This window comes from Rhizobium sp. TH2 (assembly GCF_024707525.1).
Classification (GTDB): Bacteria; Pseudomonadota; Alphaproteobacteria; order Rhizobiales; family Rhizobiaceae; genus Rhizobium_E.
This window is the reverse complement of sequence record NZ_CP062231.1, coordinates 1,931,256-1,948,052: the sequence shown is the minus strand read 5'-3', so window position 1 is coordinate 1,948,052 and position 16,797 is coordinate 1,931,256. Positions and strand designations below refer to the sequence as shown.

14 protein-coding genes are annotated in these 16,797 nt (G+C 60.8%); 8 read left to right on the top strand and 6 right to left on the bottom strand.

Translation table 11 applies throughout. The features are described from left to right. Positions 1-347: 347 nt before the first annotated feature. The 5 genes from IHQ71_RS09810 to IHQ71_RS09790 all read right to left on the bottom strand — a co-directional run bounded on the left by IHQ71_RS09810 (position 348) and on the right by IHQ71_RS09790 (position 5,754). Positions 348-1,262 (bottom strand): SMP-30/gluconolactonase/LRE family protein, encoded by a 915-nt coding sequence (locus tag IHQ71_RS09810; RefSeq protein ID WP_258161784.1) that lies wholly within the window; start codon positions 1,260-1,262, stop codon positions 348-350. A gap of 26 nt (positions 1,263-1,288) precedes the next feature. Continuing rightward, positions 1,289-2,230: an ABC transporter permease gene (locus tag IHQ71_RS09805; protein ID WP_258161783.1), complete on the bottom strand. Its 942-nt coding sequence runs from the start codon at positions 2,228-2,230 to the stop codon at positions 1,289-1,291. Beyond that, positions 2,227-3,168 carry an ABC transporter permease gene (locus IHQ71_RS09800; protein WP_258162794.1) on the bottom strand — a complete coding sequence of 314 codons (942 nt, stop codon included), beginning with the start codon at positions 3,166-3,168 and terminating at the stop codon, positions 2,227-2,229. Before IHQ71_RS09800 ends, IHQ71_RS09805 begins: the two co-directional genes overlap by 4 nt. Then, on the bottom strand, positions 3,168-4,628 hold the full coding sequence (locus IHQ71_RS09795) for an ATP-binding cassette domain-containing protein (protein ID WP_258161782.1): 1,461 nt from the start codon (positions 4,626-4,628) through the stop codon (positions 3,168-3,170). The genes IHQ71_RS09800 and IHQ71_RS09795 overlap by 1 nt, the downstream gene beginning before the upstream one ends. A gap of 106 nt (positions 4,629-4,734) precedes the next feature. Further along, positions 4,735-5,754, bottom strand: a complete 1,020-nt coding sequence (locus IHQ71_RS09790) for an ABC transporter substrate-binding protein (protein WP_258161781.1) — start codon at positions 5,752-5,754, stop codon at positions 4,735-4,737. 266 nt (positions 5,755-6,020) lie between these two features. Between IHQ71_RS09790 and IHQ71_RS09785 the strand changes: the two genes are divergently transcribed. Further along, complete coding sequence (locus IHQ71_RS09785; protein WP_258161780.1) at positions 6,021-7,244, top strand: GAF domain-containing sensor histidine kinase; 1,224 nt, start codon at positions 6,021-6,023, stop codon at positions 7,242-7,244. Position 7,245: 1 nt separating this feature from the next. Continuing rightward, on the top strand, positions 7,246-7,974 hold the full coding sequence (locus IHQ71_RS09780; RefSeq protein ID WP_258161779.1) for a response regulator transcription factor: 729 nt from the start codon (positions 7,246-7,248) through the stop codon (positions 7,972-7,974). A 237-nt stretch (positions 7,975-8,211) separates the two neighbouring features. Here IHQ71_RS09780 and IHQ71_RS09775 read toward each other — a convergent pair whose 3' ends face one another. Then, positions 8,212-9,186: a GntR family transcriptional regulator gene (locus tag IHQ71_RS09775; RefSeq protein ID WP_258161778.1), complete on the bottom strand. Its 975-nt coding sequence runs from the start codon at positions 9,184-9,186 to the stop codon at positions 8,212-8,214. 140 nt (positions 9,187-9,326) lie between these two features. On the opposite strand from IHQ71_RS09775, the gene IHQ71_RS09770 reads away from it, so the two are divergent. From IHQ71_RS09770 to IHQ71_RS09745, 6 genes are all read left to right on the top strand, one after another. Further along, complete coding sequence (locus tag IHQ71_RS09770; RefSeq protein ID WP_258161777.1) at positions 9,327-10,430, top strand: mannitol dehydrogenase family protein; 1,104 nt, start codon at positions 9,327-9,329, stop codon at positions 10,428-10,430. Between the two features lie 121 nt (positions 10,431-10,551). After that, positions 10,552-11,568 (top strand): zinc-binding alcohol dehydrogenase family protein, encoded by a 1,017-nt coding sequence (locus IHQ71_RS09765; RefSeq protein WP_258162793.1) that lies wholly within the window; start codon positions 10,552-10,554, stop codon positions 11,566-11,568. Beyond that, the gene (locus tag IHQ71_RS09760; protein ID WP_258161776.1) at positions 11,561-13,081 is read left to right on the top strand and encodes a sugar ABC transporter ATP-binding protein; all 1,521 of its coding nucleotides are present in this window, start codon (positions 11,561-11,563) and stop codon (positions 13,079-13,081) included. Before IHQ71_RS09765 ends, IHQ71_RS09760 begins: the two co-directional genes overlap by 8 nt. Continuing rightward, positions 13,078-14,070 carry an ABC transporter permease gene (locus IHQ71_RS09755; protein ID WP_258161775.1) on the top strand — a complete coding sequence of 331 codons (993 nt, stop codon included), beginning with the start codon at positions 13,078-13,080 and terminating at the stop codon, positions 14,068-14,070. The genes IHQ71_RS09760 and IHQ71_RS09755 overlap by 4 nt, the downstream gene beginning before the upstream one ends. Positions 14,071-14,160: 90 nt before the next feature. Continuing rightward, entirely contained in the window at positions 14,161-15,108 is a 948-nt protein-coding gene (locus IHQ71_RS09750) for an ABC transporter substrate-binding protein (RefSeq protein ID WP_258161774.1), read from the top strand. Between the two features lie 142 nt (positions 15,109-15,250). Next, entirely contained in the window at positions 15,251-16,759 is a 1,509-nt protein-coding gene (locus tag IHQ71_RS09745; protein ID WP_258161773.1) for a UxaA family hydrolase, read from the top strand. Positions 16,760-16,797: the final 38 nt, after the last annotated feature.

Here is a 16,797-nt window from a genome sequence, read left to right as displayed (position 1 = left end):
ACTTCAAGCTACAGCGCTGAAGTGACGATACTTTCCTGGCGAGCATGGAAAGTAGCTTTGACATCTTGATGATTTTCCAACCGCGAAATGCTACACGCGATGTGGCAAGGAGCGATGCCAAGAAGTCCCTTTCTCCCAGCCGAGACCTTATCCGACGCGGTTTCTATAACTGCCGGGATCGAAATGGTTCCCTGGGGTCCGGAAGCCTAGGTATTGCGCCCACCTCGACGGGCGGCGCAAAATTGTACAGGCGCTGAAAACGTGCTTCCTCGAAATTGCCACGCTCCGGCGGGATGTTGTGGAGCACGCCGATGATCTCTACTGGCAAAGCGGGATTCTCGGCCACCCTAACAAAACCGTACCCCGGAAGTCGCCGTGTAAACGGCGTAAAGCGACTTTGTTGCGGTGACGAACAGGCGGTTGCGACGCGGTCCACCGAAGGTGACGTTGGACACTGTCTGCGGCACCAGGATCTTGCCGAGCAGTTCGCCCTCCGAGGAGAAGCAGTGAACGCCATCGCCGGCGCTCGACCAGATATTGCCGGCTATATCACTGCGAAAACCGTCCGGCAGGCCCTTGTCGATCACGCAAAGTTCGTCGCCACCGACGAGCGTGCCATCGGCCCGGACATCGAAGGATCGGATATGGGCGGGCCAGTTCGAGTCGTGGCTGTGAGCGGAGTCGGCGATGTAGAGCTTGGATTCGTCAGGCGAGAAGGCAAGGCCGTTGGGCTGCCCGAAATCGCTGGCGACAACGGTGAGCATTCCGCTTGCAGGATCGAGGCGGTAGACATTGCGCGTCGCCTGCTCAGGCTCGGCCTTGTAGCCCTCGTAGTTCGACATGATGCCGTAGCTCGGATCGGTAAACCAGATCGTGTCGTCCGACTTCACCACCACGTCATTGGGAGAGTTGAGCCGCTTGCCCTGGTAGCTGTCGGCGAGCACCGTAATCGTGCCGTCGATCTCGGTACGGACCAGGCGACGCGCGCCGTGCTGGCAGGTGATGAGCCGGCCCTGGTTGTCACGCGTATTGCCGTTGGCAAAGTCCGACCGCGGCCGGAATACCGAGACTTCGCCATCCTGCGAATAGCGTAGCATGCGCTCGTTGGGGATATCACTGAAGATCAGGCAATTGAGATCGGCGAACCAAACCGGCCCTTCCGCCCATCGGCAATCCGAATAGAGTTCATCGAGCGCCGCACTTCCCACGACGAGATGGCGGAAGCGCGGATCATGTATTTCATAGATCGACGAATTGCTCATTTTCTATCCTTCCATTCCCGATGTGCTCAGCGTCCCGTCCGGAACTTGCCGCTCGCCACCAGGATGACGGCGATGATGATCAGCCCGGTCAGGATGAGCCGTACGCCTGCGCCAAAGCCGTAGGTGTTGAGCATCGACACGACCAGAAACATGAAGAGAGATGCGCCCCAGATGCCGGGCACGTTGGAATTGCCGCCCGCGACCGCCGAACCGCCGATGACGACGACGGCGATCGAGGTCAGCAGATATTCGGCACCCATATTGAGCGCGGCGCCGCCGGAGAAGCTTGCAAACAGGAAGCCGCAGATGGCGGCGAGCACGGCGCAGAGCACGTAGGTGACGAAGCGCGTGCCATCGACCGGGATGCCGGCCATGCGCGCGGCGAATTGCGACTGGCCGATGGCCGAGATCCAGCGGCCATAGATGCTCTTTTCCAGAAGAAGCCAGGCTGCCAAGGCGAGAACAATTGAAACGATGGCGATGTTGGGTACGCCGACCAGATCGGACGTCGTGAAGGTTGCGAGGCTTTCCGGTGGCTTGATGCGCAGGCCACGGTTCGACCAGATCGCCGTCGATTGGACGATGAAGCTCATCGACAGCGTGGCGATGATCGGCGGGATGCGCAGCAGTTTGATCAGGGCGTAGTTCAACGTGCCGATGACCAGGCCGACAAGGATCGCAATGCCGAGGCCGGCGAGCACCAGACCCTCGCCGCCATCCATGTATTTGAGCGACAGCGTGCCGGCGAGCGTCATGGTCGCCGGAACCGAGAGATCGATGTTGCCGGGGCCGAGCGTGATGACGAACATCTGGCCGATGCCGACCAGCACCGAAAAGGCAGCGAAGGTGAAGGCCGCCTGGCTGAGGCCACCAGCGCTGGCGCCGCCGGTGAACAGGATCGTGATCATCCAAACGATCAGTGTCGCGGCATAGGACCAGATCCACGGCTTGCGGGCGACGAAACTCATGCGCGCTTCTCCCGCTTTTCAGAGCGGTTGAGCAGCAGTCGAAGCCCGAGCACGATGATCAGGATCGCACCCTGCGCACCGATCTGCCAGTCCGGCGAGATACGCAGGAAGGACAGGAATGAGCCGGCCAGCGCCAGTGTCAGCGCGCCGATGACGGCACCCACGGGCGACACGCGACCACCGACGAACTCGCCGCCGCCGAGGATGACGCCGGCAATCGAAAGCAGCGTGTAGCGCAGCGCGATATTGGCGTCGGCCGAGGTCGTCAAGCCGACGAGCAGGATGCCTGACAGGACGGCGAGGAAGCCGGCGGCAGCATAGGCGCCGGCACGGATCGCCAGCACCGACCAGCCGGAGCGCTCGACCGAGCGTGCGTTGCCGCCCACACCGCGGACGAGCACGCCGAAGGTCGACCGCATCACGACGAAATGGACGACGAGGGCAATGATGACCGAGGCGACGATCGCCATCGGCACGAAGGGCGGCTTGGAGGTCATCAGCCAGCGCACCCATTCCGGCGCCGTGCCGCCCGGCGCGGGCAGGATGAGGACAGCGAGCCCGCCCCAGACGAAGCTCATGCCAAGCGTGACGACGATCGACGGCAATTCCCTGACATGGATGACGACGCCGAGCACCGCGTAAGCCGCGATCGCGCCTGCCAGGATGAGAATGCCGAGAAACGGATCGGACTGCAGGAAGGTTGCCGTCACGCAGGCGGCAAAGCTGACGAAGGTACCCATCGAGAGATCGAGGTCGTTGACCGCCATGATCATCATCTGCGCCACTGTCGCGAGCGCGATCGGAACGGCGAGATTGAAGAGCAGGTTGAGCCCGACATAGCTCATGGCGCGCGGCTGGATATAGAAAACGGCAGCAAGCAGCACCGCCAACGACAGCGCCGGCACGATCTGACGGATGGTCGAGGCGGAAAGGCGCATCATGCCGCCTCCCCCTCGAAGGAGGCTTCCAGCACCTTGTCCTCGGTGATGTCGTCGCCGGCGAGTTCGGCCGCGATGGCGCCGTTGCGGAAGACATAGACACGGTCACAGAGGCGGATCTCGTCCATTTCCGTCGAGTACCAGATGAAGGTGCGGCCGGCCGCAGCCTCGCTGCGCAGCATCGCATAGACCTCCTGCTTGGTGCCGACATCGACGCCGCGCATCGGGTCGTCCATCAGCACCATCGCAGCGTGGGTGGCGAGCGCGCGGGCGAAGAGAACCTTCTGCTGATTGCCACCCGAGAGCGACAGGATGCCGTTGGTCATGTCAGGCGTGCGGATCTCGATACGCCTCTTCCAATCTTCGCCGAGCACCGTCTCGCGATCTTCCCTGACGAAGCTGGCGGAGGACGAACTGCCGAGCGACGAGATCGAGAGATTGCGCAGGATGCTCCAGAGCGGAAAGGTGCCGTTGAGGCTGCGGTCACCGGCGACGAAGGCAACGTCGCGGCCGCGGCCCGGGAACCAGTCGCTGCTGAGCGTGCGATAGAGCGAAAGCAGCATGTCGGTCTGGCCATGGCCGGCAAGACCGGCAAGCCCGATCACTTCACCCTTGTAAGCGCGGAACGGCAAGCCGCGACCACGGATCGCTGGAAGATAGACGAGCGGCTTGCCACTGGTCTGGACCCCGCCGGCCTGACGCGCCTGTTCCTTGACGACATTGCCCATGGCCTGGACGAGGCTCGGGATATCGAAGCCCGACGTGGGGCGGCTCGCTACGACCTTGCCGTCCTTCATGACGATGATGCGGTCGGTGGTGGAGAGGACTTCACCCAAGATATGCGAGATGAGGAGCACCGAGCCGCCACTGGTCACAAACTTGCGGACATAATCCATCAACTGCCTGGCAAGACCGGCGTCGAGTGAGGAGGTCGGTTCGTCGAGAATGACGAGGCGCGGCGCATCATGGACGGTTGCGAAGGTGATCGAGATCTCCACCATCTGGCGTTCGGCGATTGTGAGGTCGCCGACAGCCGCGGTGCAATCGATACGATGGCCCGGGAAAATCTCGTCGAGCTTGGCGCGAATGATTGTCAGCGCCCTGCCGCGCCAACCGAAGCCCTTGAGCTCGGGATGCATGACGCGGGTGTTTTCGACCACGGTCAGGTTGGGGCAGAGCGAAAGTTCCTGGAACACGCATCGAACGCCATTGGCGCGCGCCACCGCAATCCCACTGCCGGCATCCCGACCCGCATAGCGCAGGGCGCCCCCATGCGGCCTCAGGCCACCGTTGATGACATTGACGATGGTGGATTTGCCGGCGCCGTTGTGGCCGACGAGCCCGACGCATTCGCCCGGCGCGATCGCGAGATCCACGCCATCGAGCGCCTTGACCGCGCCGAAATGGACCTTGACCCCTTCGGCGGCCACGACGGCCATATGCTCGGCAGCATCAGTCATGAACCCGGATTACGCTCGATATTGAAATGAAAACGAAGGGGGCCGGCGCGGCGGAACCCGCGCCGGCATTGTCTTTCTATCGTGCCGAGAGCGGCAATGCACGTCCCTACTTGGCCGTGTCGGCGATCACCTTCTTCGCATCATCGAGCGAGTACTCGACATTCGCCACGCCACCCTTCTGGGTGGAGGCGAGGTTCTGCTCGAGGTTCTCCTGGTCGATGCGCAGGAACGGCACGACGAGATCTTGCGGTACTTTCTGTCCATCGAGCACCTGCTGGGCGACCCAGAAGGCGAGCGTCGAAACACCCGGTGCGATCGAGACCGACATGGTCTCATAGCCGCTGGCGTCCTTCTCCTTTTTCCACCACTGCAGCTCGTCCTCGCGGTTGCCCATGATGATGAGCGGTGTGGGGCGCTTGGCTGCCGCGAATGCCTGAGCGGCGCCGTAGCCGTCCCCGCCCTGCGTCACGACAGCGGCGATTTCGGGCAGGCTTGGGAGGATGCCGGCGACATTCTTCTGGGCAACATCCTGCGCCCAATCTCCGTGCACCGAGCCGACGATCTTGAACTGCGGATATTTCGCCACACCTTCGTGGATGCCCTTGGAAATCTCATCATCGACGAACACCCCGGCAAGGCCGCGGATCTCGAGAAGATTGCCACCGTTGGGCATCTTCTTGGCGAGATATTCCACTTCGCTGAGACCCATCGCCTTGAAGTCGACGGCGATGCGATAGGCGCAGGGTTCGGTGACGATGCCGTCGAACGACACGACCACAATGCCTGCGTCGCAGGCTTCCTTGACGGCGCCGTTGAGCGCGGTCGGCGAAGCTGCATTGATCACGATGGCGTCATAGCCCTCAAGGATCATGTTCTGGATCTGGGCCGCCTGTTCCGTGGCCTGGTTCTCAGCGGTGGTAAACGGATCGGCCGCCGCAACAACACCGGCCTTGACGGCTTCCTTTGTAACCTTGTCCCAGCTCGTCAACATCGCCTGACGCCAGGAATTGCCCGCATAGTTGTTGGAAAGTGCAATTTTCTTGCTCGAAGTGTCAGCGGTCGCGGACATCGGCATAGAGGCAGCCAGCACTGCTGCTGACGCCAGGAGTATCATCCTGATCTTCATGTCTCTCTCCCTGGTGGTCGACCTTCAACTGGTCGGATTTCGCCCTCGTCCTCCACGAGACCGAAAATATTGTTGCACCGGGGCGCTTGTCCCCAGTAAAAACATGATGTCCCAGATCGATTTGGATGTATAGGCGAGTGAAGGCATCCGCCTTGCGGGTTCCCGCACCAAATATGCGGACTTCCGCAAGACGGGATGGTCTACGGTGCGGCATTATTTACATGGGATGGATGGCAGGAGACCGTCACACAGGGAGGAGTTCAAGCATGCTGGACCATGGCCCTACCCCTCTGCTCGGCCAGTATCTCACGATCTCCAGGCTCCTTGCCGGCCAGCTCGATTTCCATTCCGTCATCTGCGCGGTCGCGGCCGAAGTTAGCCAGATCATCCCCCATGATCACATGGATGTCTGCATCATCATGCTGGATGGTAAATACCATACCGCCCATGAAAGCCCATTCGAGACCGGCTGGGGGCGCAATCCACCCGCGCCAATCTCCAGCAGCCCCATCCGCTCGCTTCTCTATGGCGAAGTCGATACGATGATCACCGGCGACGCCTGCAACGACATCCGTTTCCACTACGAAGGAGCCCATTCGGCCCCGATCTTCGAGGGCGATCTCCGCAGCCGTCTGCACGTTGCGCTCAAGGCACAGGGCGATGTGATCGGGGCGCTGACCTGTTCGAGCCACCAGATTAATATCTACGGCGAAGACGATCTCGACAGGGCCAGATCGATCGCGGACCTGCTGGCGCCATACTTCTTCGCTCTACGCGCGGCCGAACAGGCAAAACGCTCCGCGATCGTGGAAACCGAAGCCCGGGCACGCGAAGAAGGTCTGCGTCTGGGCGCACTCAAGCTCACGGAGGCACTCGAAGTCGAGCGCCAGCGCATCGGAATGGATTTGCACGACCAGACGCTCGCCGACCTCACGAGGCTTTCCCGACGGTTGGAGCGACTAACGCATGCCTCCGATGTTTCAAGCGACATGATCGAGCCGCTTTTCCGCAGCTTGCAGCATTGCATGCACGATCTCAGGCAAATCATCGAGGAGGCACGGCCCGCTGTCCTTCAGTTGTTCGGGTTCGCACAAGCGGTTGAGAACCATCTCGAACGCTCGATACGCGACAGCGGCTCGGCGATCAAATGGGTGATAGACGACCGAACCGAAGGCCTGGTTGATAATCTCCCAAGAAACGTCGCGACAGCACTTTTCAGGATTACCCAGGAAGCCGTCAACAACGCGATACGCCACGCCAGCGCTACCGAGATGGCCGTCGAAATCATGGCCACGCGGAGGCATTTGAAGATCACTATCCGCGACAATGGTATCGGGATGGCCTCGACGCAAAAGCGCACAGGCAGCGGCATCGATAACATGCGGACACGTGCCCGGCTGATTTCGGCTCGCTTCGAAGCCGCAAAGAACAAGGATGACCCGGGGACATTCATTGAAGTGAGCCTACCCATTGAAAGCGTGGGTGAGTAAGGTGCAGGTACTCATTGTCGAGGACGACCCTCTCCATCGCTCCTATCTCAATGAGGCCGTGCGCGCGGCATTGCCTGAATGCGACCAGGTTATCGAGGCCGAAAGTGGCACCACCGGAGAGAGGCTTGCCCGCGAGTACAAGGCGGCGCATATCATCATGGACCTCCAAATGAGCGTGCGCAACGGCATCGAAGCGGCGCGCACGATCTGGAAGGAGCGGCCCGATACGCGCATCCTGTTTTGGTCCAACTATGCCGACGAAGCCTATGTCAGGGGTGTTTCACGGATCGTTCCGGAGGGCGCTGCATATGGCTATGTGCTCAAGTCCGCATCCGACGACAGGCTGCGGCTGGCGCTGAGATCGATCTTCATCGAAAGCCAATGCGTTATCGACCGCGAGGTGCGCGGACTGCAGCAGCGAAGCCAAAACCGCGCCGGCGGCCTGACCGAAAGCGAGTACGAAATCCTGCTTGATATTTCCCTGGGACTGACCGACAACGTCATCGCACGTCGGCGCGGTCTATCGCTTAGAAGCGTGCAGAACCGGCTGCAGCAGCTTTATGCCAAGCTCGAGGTCTATCGGCCTTATGGAGCCGATGGCGACGAAGGGCTCTTCAACCTTCGTGCCCGCGCCGTGACGGTGGCGATCCTGCGCAAGCTCCTGAATGCCTCATCGCTCGAAAAGGAAGATCAGGAGCTTCGATCCTGGCTCGACAGGCACCGGGACTGATCATGGGAGGTTCGGTCGCGCCTCTCCTCTAGGCTCGATTGACAACGGCCTCCAGGGCGGTACGCCTCTTCTTCAGCTGTCGTGGCAACTACCGATTCTGCGGAGAATCCAGCCTGCACCAAGCGCGCGGCAGATTGCCCTTCATCGGAGCGCGGTTTTGGAGATCCATCGGCCCGTCAGACCAACATAACGCCCAACTGGCAAGACTGCTCACGGACCGTCTTTCAGAGAAGCGCATCAGGCGAGGGAGTGTACTCGAAGCGAGGAGAGTAAAGTCTGCTTCGAGGTCTTGAGGTGGTCCGTCGCCGCCGCTATGGCTGCCGCGCCGTCCCGCGCTCTCAGCGCCGAGATCAGCCGCAGATGTTCGCCGATGGCGGCTTCGTTCCTCTGGCGCTCGTCGGTTTTGTCCCACTGGAAGTGATAGTGGAAGATCAGTGAAATAAGCTTCTGGAACTCGGCGGCGAAACGGTTGCGGACAGCACTGTCGATCAAAGTGTGGAACTCCTCGTCGAGCAATGAAAAGTCATGAAAGCGTTCGTCAATTTCGGCGGCAAGCCGCTCGTGCTTTCGCTCGAGATCGTCAAGCTGTTCCCAGATCGGGTCCTCGGGAGGAAGCTGAACGAAATGGGATACTGCATTCAACTCGAGGACCATCCGGAATTCGGATAGCTCGATCGCGAATTCGCGCGTGAATCCCACCAATTCCCATCCGCCCTTCGGTCGACGCCGCACAAGCCCAAACCTGCTGAGCGATGCTAGGAATTCGTGAAGCATATGGGGAGTCACGGGAAACCGACGCCTGAGTTCGGAGACGTTCAGGGCGGTCCCCGGGGGAACGTCGAAGCGCAAAATCCAGTCCAGGAATTGACGCTCCAGCTGCTGCTCATCGAGCATCCCTTCCTGGACCTCAAGCCTGTCTGTATCCTCAGGTGTTCTCAGCAGGCGCTTTTCCCGGCCCACCCAGGCAATGATCTTCTCGCCCTGGAGTTTCTCCAAAATCGCGCGCACGACCGTTCGGCTAACGTCAAGCCGAGTTGCCAAGTCATTCTCGGAGGGCAATTGGTCGCCGGGCGCCATCGCCTGGCAGAGTTCGAGCGTGGCGTTGAATGCCTCGCGGAAACGTTCGTCTGTCCTAGCCATTGAAATCCTGTCTATAGTCAGGCGCGAGACGTCGGCGACAGTAGATGGCCGTGTTGAAAGTGTCTCCTGCAAAGCCCACCGCATAGCCGAGGCCGTTCGAGCGGAGTTCTGCCATCCCCTCCCCGACGCACACAATTTTCAAGACCGATATCCCTTGCGATCACCCGAAGTGTATTTTATCATAAAATACCATTCATCATGAGACGCGAAATATGTCAATCACTCCGATCCTCCAGTTCGGCACGAGCCGCTTTCTGCAAGCCCACGCGGACCTGTTCATTTCTGAGGCCCTGGCTTCAGGTTCCGCGATGGGGCCGATCACCGTCGTGCAATCGAGCGGCAACGCGGAACGCGCCCGCCGATTGGCGGCATTGGCCGATCCGCAGGGCTACACCGTGAGGATCGAAGGATTGGTGGATGGGGTTGCCGTCCGGCAGGAAAGCCGCGTGACCTCGGTCAAGCGGGCCTTGAGTACCGAAAAGGATTGGGAGGAGATCAGGCGGATTTTCGTGGAAGAGGTCGAGGTCGTCCTGTCGAACACCGGCGACCGGGGCTACGTTCCGTCTCCGGCGGACGAGAGGCTGACCTACGATCAGAACTTGTCGTTTCCGGCCAAGCTCACGATGCTGTTGCACGCGCGGTTTCTCGCGGGCCGGAGTGGTCCTCAGATCATGCCGACCGAATTGATCGCGGAGAACGGGAGAGTTCTCCGGGAACAGGTGCTTCGGGCGGCGCAGCGCTATTCAAGTGAATTCGCCGATTGGGTTTCCACCCAGGTTCTGTTCGTCAACTCTCTCGTTGACCGGATCGTGTCCGAACCGATCGAGCCTGCGGGCGCAGTCGCCGAACCTTACGCCTTGTGGGCGATCGAGAACGTACCCGGTCTGCGAGTACCCTGCTCCCATACATGTGTTCAGATTGTCGAAGACCTCGGTCCCACGGAACGGCGCAAGCTCTACATCCTCAATCTGGGTCATACCTATCTCGTCGCCCAATGGCTCCGTAGCGGTCGACATCAGACCTACGTGAAGGACATGTTGTCCGATCCGGTGATCCGGGGCGATCTCGAGGACCTATATGGCGAGGAGGTCCTGCCGGTCTTCCTCGCGGGCGGTGATAGTGATGCCGTTGGCTACGTCTCGACGACGCTGGATCGGTTTTCCAACCCGTTCCTCGCCCACAAGCTGTCCGACATTGGCCAGAACCACGAACAGAAGCTGGAGCGGCGGCTTCGCGCGTTCGTCGATTGGGGAAAGGCGTTGGGGGTGGACTTGGCGCAACCCCGTCTCCTTCAGGCGCTGAACCCGGCAGTGTGACCGATCCGACATGTTTTGTTCTTAAACGATTAAAAACATTTGCCATCCAAATTTGTTTATAATAATAAAAAACCAAATTGCGGGAGGGCAAATGAAAAGTCAGTTGACTTCGAGCCGTCGGATGTTGAGCGGCGTATGCGTGGAGCCGGGCCGGTTCAGCCTGCTCGAGCGCGATCTGCCTGTCGCCGCTCCTCCAGGATGGGTGCTCATCGATCTCGCGGCTGCGGGCATCTGCGGCACCGACTACCACATTTTCGAAGGCAAGCATCCCTATCTCGAATATCCCCGCGTCATCGGACACGAACTGTCGGGATACGTGGCCGCGGACGCCGATGGATGGATCAAGGGCCAGCTGGTCGTGATCAACCCCTATATCGCATGCGGAAAATGCCGAGCGTGTCTGCGCGGCAAGCCGAACTGCTGCATGGCGATCGGTGTTCTCGGCGTCCACCGTGACGGAGGGATGTGCGAGAGGATCGCCGTCCCCGCCGGAAATCTATATGACGCGTCCGCATTATCGGTGCGGGATGCCGCTCTGGTGGAGTTTCTTGCAATCGGCGCGCACGCCGTACGGCGCTCCGAAGCGACCACGGGCGACCGGGTGCTCGTCACCGGAGCTGGTCCGATAGGTCTGGGGGCAGCGCTGTTTGCCCGGTTGGCGGGTGCCGAAGTCCATCTGATGGATATGAGCGCGGAGCGGCTCGAAGCCGCGAAGGCATTCGGCTTCTCCCGCCTGCACATGCCGGATCGGCATCTGCTGGAAGGCGAGTTGGCGGACGGCTTCGACGTTGTTTTCGACGCGACCGGAAGTCCCAAGGCGATGGAAGCCGGGTTCGGCCATGTGGCGCACGGTGGGACCTACGTTTTCGTCTCGGTCGTCAAGGGAGACTTGACGTTCTCCGATGCCGAATTCCACAAGCGTGAAATGAAGCTGGTCGGGAGCCGGAACGCCCAGACGCCCGACTTCTTGCATGTGATGGACGCTCTCGCCTCGGGCGATATCGATGGCGGCAAACTTGTCTCCACCGTCCTGGCGTTGGATGAACTGCCGGAAAGGCTGCCTGCGCTGGCAGCGGATCGGTCAGGCTTGATCAAGGTCCTCGTCGCTTTGCCCGCATGGAAATCAGGTCATGGTTGAACTCATAAGGCTCGAGTCGATCGACAAGCACTTTCCCGGCGTGCATGCGCTCAAAAGCGTGAGTTTTGACCTGCAGGCAGGCGAGGTTCACGCGCTGATGGGAGAGAACGGGGCCGGAAAATCGACGTTGATGAAGACTCTATCCGGTATCTGGCGGCCGGATGGCGGCACGATCCGGGTCGCCGGCAACGAAGTGACGATCCCCAGTCCGCACGCGGCGCAAGCCCTCGGAATCGGCATGATCCATCAGGAGCTCGCCCTGATGAATGATCTCACCGTCGCCCAGAACATCTTCATTGGCCGCGAACCTCGCAAGCGTTTCTGGCGACTGGATGAAGACGCCCTCAACCACGCGGCGCGAGAGATATTCTCGGCCATGAACGTCGCCATCGACCCGCGCGCGGAAGTGCGCACCCTGTCCGTGGCGCAGCAACAGATGGTCGAGATCGCCAAGAGCCTGTCGCACAAATCCCGCGTCCTTGTCATGGATGAGCCGACGGCCGCCCTCAACGACACGGAAGTGAACGAGCTTTTCACGATCATCGAGCGCCTGAAATCCGAAGGCGTCGGCATCGTCTACATCAGTCACAAGATGGACGAGATCAAAAAGATTTCGGACCGTGTCACGATCATGCGGGACGGCGCGTATGTTGGTACCGTCAAGGCATCCGAGACGCCGATTTCGAAGATCATATCCATGATGGTCGGCCGCGAGCTCGACAATACCGAAGCCGCCATCCCAGATCTCTCCGACGCGCCGACAGCGCTGGAGGTGCGCGGGCTTCGTCGTGGCAAGGCGGTTCAAGACGTCAGCTTCAGCCTCAAGGCAGGCGAAATCCTGGGATTTGCTGGTTTGATGGGAGCCGGCAGAACCGAGGTCGCGCGACTGATCTTCGGTGCGGACCGCAGAGAAGCCGGCGACATCATCGTCCACGGGAAAACGGCTGCCATCAAAAGCCCCAAGGACGCGGTTTCCGCGGGGATCGGATATCTTTCGGAGGACCGCAAGCATCTGGGCCTGGCGCTCGGTCTCGACCTGACCGCGAATGTCGGTCTGCCCAACCTCGCGCGCTTCTCGAACGGGATCGGCGTCATCGACGACGGCAAGCTTGCACAGATCGCCCGTGACTACATCAAGCAGTTGAGCATCCGCACTCCGTCGGAACGCCAGGAGGTCCGGCTGCTGTCCGGCGGAAACCAGCAGAAGGTCGTGCTGGCAAAATGGCTGCTGCGCAACTGCGACATCCTGATTTTCGACGAACCCACCCGGGGCATCGATGTCGGCGCGAAATCCGAAATTTACCGCCTGATGCAGGCCCTCGCCCAGGAAGGCAAGGCGATCATCGTCATCTCGTCGGAACTCCCCGAAGTGCTCAGATTGTCTCACCGCATCGCGGTGATGTGTGAGGGCCTCCTGACAGGCATCCTCCCCGGGGGGAAGCAAACGACACAAGAAGAAATCATGCATCTGGCCACCCAGCGCCGGGTGGAGATCGGGGGAGAAGCCGCATGACCATGACCATACAGACCGAGGTGAAGAAGCGGACGTCGTCCGGCGTTCATCAGAAGCTTCTCGCATTTGCCAGCCTGATCGCAATGCTGATCTTCTTCAGCCTGGCATCCGACAAGTTCCTGCAGACGTCCAACATCATCGGCATCCTCCAGGCCACGTCCGTGAACGGGGTTCTGGCAGTTGCGGTCACCATGGTCATCATAACGGGAGGCATCGACCTTTCGGTAGGAACGCTGATGACCTTCACGGCGGTGATCGCCGGCGTGGTCCTGACCTATCTGGGGATGCCGCTCCCGTTCGGCATCGTGGCGGCAATCGGCATGGGCGCCCTCTGTGGGTTCATCTCGGGCACGCTCATCGCCAGAATGAAGGTCCCGCCCTTCATCGCCACCCTCGGCATGATGCTTATCCTGAAGGGCGCGTCTCTCGTCATCTCCGGAACCAAGCCCATCTACTTCAATGGCACGCCCGGCTTTTCGCAAATTTCGACAGGTTCGTTGATCGGCACGGTCTTCCCGTTCCTTCCCATCCCGAATGGCGTGCTCGTTCTCTTTGTCCTGGCTGTGTTCGTCGCGTTTGTTCTCAACCGCACAGCCCTTGGACGCTACACGTTCGCATTGGGCTCAAACGAGGAAGCCGCGCGTCTCTCCGGCGTGGACACCGACTTCTGGAAAATCTGCGTCTACAGCCTGTCGGGCGGCGTCTGCGGGATCGCAGGTCTCATCATCGCTTCGCGGCTCAACTCCGCGCAGCCCGCGCTCGGCCTTGGCTATGAGCTGGATGCCATCGCAGCCGTGGTCATTGGAGGCACTTCCCTGGCGGGAGGCCGCGGCTCGATCCTCGGCACAATCATCGGCGCCTTCATCATGTCGGTCCTGCTGAACGGTCTCCGCATCCTGTCGGTGGCACAGGAATGGCAGACGATCGTGACAGGGCTGATCATCATCCTGGCGGTCTACGCGGACATGGTCCGCCGCCAACGCACCTGACCGGGCGGAGCCGCGTGTGACAGCGGCTGATGCCCCCAAGGAAATCTGAATCGTAACTCGGCATGTCGCCGAACATAGGAGGAGTGAGGAATGATTACGAGAAGAAACCTACTGGCAGCAATGAGCGCTGTCGCCATCCTGAGCGCCGGAGGGGTAGCGCATGCCCAGGACAAGATCTACATCCCGCTGATCTCGAAGGGCTTCCAGCATCAGTTCTGGCAGGCCGTGAAGGCCGGCGCGGACAAGGCTGCGGCCGAGTTCAACGTCGAGGTCACCTTCGAGGGTCCGGACAACGAGACGCAGGTCGACAAGCAGATCGACATGCTCTCGGCCGCCCTCGCCAAGGGCCCGCAGGCAATCGGCTTCGCCGCTCTCGACACACAGGCTGCCATCCCGCTTCTCAAGCAGGCGCACGATGCCAAGATCCCGGTCATCGCGTTCGACTCGGGTGTCGACAGCGACATCCCCATGACCACTGCAACGACTGACAACGTCGCCGCTGCGGCACTGGCGGCTGACAAGATGGCCGAGTTGATCGGCGGTCAGGGCAAAGTGGCGCTCGTGGTCCACGACCAGACGTCCCGGACGGGCATCGACCGTCGTGACGGCTTCGTGAACCGCATGAAGGAGAAGCATCCCAATGTCGAGATCGTCGACATCCAGTACGGTGGCGGCGACCAGCTCATGTCGACCGAGATCGCCAAGACGATCCTTGCGGCGAATTCTGACCTCAAGGGCTTCTTCGGCGCGAACGAAGGTTCCGCGATCGGCGTCGTCAACGCCATCAAGGAAACAGGCACCAAGGGCGTGATCGTGATCGGCTACGACTCCGGCACGGCGCAGAAGCAGGCCATCAAGGATGGAATCATGGCCGGGGCCATTACGCAGAACCCGGTCGGCATCGGCTACGAGACCGTCAAGGCGGCTGTCATGGCCCTCAAGGGCGAGACGCTCCCCAAGACGATCGACACGGGCTTCTACTGGTACGACAAAACGACCATGGACAACCCTGAAATCGCAGCCGTGCTCTACGACTGATCGAACCCAGGCTGGCCTGCCACGGTGGGCCAGCCGCTTCGCACAACGACGGAAATACCATGAATCTTGGACTTGAAGACAAAGTCGTCATCGTGACGGGCGGCGCGGCCGGGATCGGCGGCGCGCTCGCTGGAGTAAAGTGATGTCGTTGAACCATATTGTGCTCGCCGAGACCGATGACGTCGCGATAGCGCTTGCCGATCTCCCCGCGGGCACGAGCGTGGTTGGCGTGACACTGTTGGAGCACATACCGCGGGCACACAAGATCGCGCTCAGAGCGATCGCTCAAGGCGAACTCGTGCTGCGTTACGGTCAGATCATCGGCCAGGCGACGGCTGACGTCCCCGCGGGCGCTCACGTGCACGTCCAGAATCTTGGAATGGCGACACACTCGCCTGCCGAAGCGGGGTCTTCTATTGTTGCGGATGTCGAGCGAAATAAAGACCTCAGAACCTTCATGGGCTACAGGCGGGCCGACGGTCGTGTTGGCACGCGGAACTATCTGGGGGTCCTGACGTCGGTCAACTGTTCTGGATCGGTCGCCCGCTTCATCGCGGAAGAAGCCGAAAAGACCGACTGGTTCAAAGCCCTCAGGAACGTCGATGGGATTGTTCCGATCTCGCACGGGAGCGGGTGTGGGATGAGCGGTTCGGACGAGGGATATCAGACCTTGTTCAGGACACTGCGGGGATATGCCCGGCATCCGAATTTTGGCGGCATACTTCTCGTCGGACTGGGTTGCGAGGTCATGCAAATCCCGGGTCTGGTCGGCAAGGGTCGAATGCGCCCGGACAACAATTTCAGACATCTCACAATTCAGGAGAACGGTGGCACCCGCGTCACCGTCGAGCGTGGCGTCGAGGCGTTGCGCGAGATGGCCGAAATCGCGGACGCCTGTATACGCGAACCCGCTCCCGTGTCGGAACTCGTCATCGGCATGCAATGCGGCGGTTCGGACGGCTATTCCGGCATCACCGCCAACCCGGCGCTCGGCGTCGCGTCTGACATTCTGGTCTCGTACGGCGGAACGACGATCCTGTCCGAGACCTCCGAAATCTATGGTGCCGAGCATCTCCTCACCCGCAGGGCGGTCAGTCCGGCAGTTGCCGAAAAACTGCTCGATCGCATTCGATGGTGGGAGGACTATGCCGCTCGCAACGGCGGGGAGATGAACAACAATCCCAGCCCCGGCAACAAGAAGGGCGGCCTGACGACCATCCTGGAAAAAAGCCTCGGAGCGGTCGCGAAAGGCGGTTCCGCGCCGCTCGAAGAAGTCTACCTTTACGGCGAGGCCATCGACAAGAAGGGGTTCGTGTTCATGGACAGCCCCGGCTACGATCCCTGCTCCGTCACCGGGCAAGTCGCCTCCGGCGCGAACCTCATAGTCTTCACCACGGGCCGGGGCTCGGTTTCGGGATACAAGCCCGTTCCCTGCATCAAGGTCGCAACAAACTCCGAGATGTATGAGCGGTTGAAGGAAGACATGGATGTCAACACGGGCGACATTCTCCAAGGCGTTTCGCTCGCACAAAAAGGCCAGGAAATCTTCGACGCTTTTGTCCGTGTCGCGTCAGGGGAAGCGACGAAATCCGAGGCGCTGGGGTTCGGCGGCGTCGAATTCGTACCTTGGCAGACAGGAGCGGTGATGTGACGCGTCCTTGCAATCACTGGCGCCAATCGCAAGCCCGA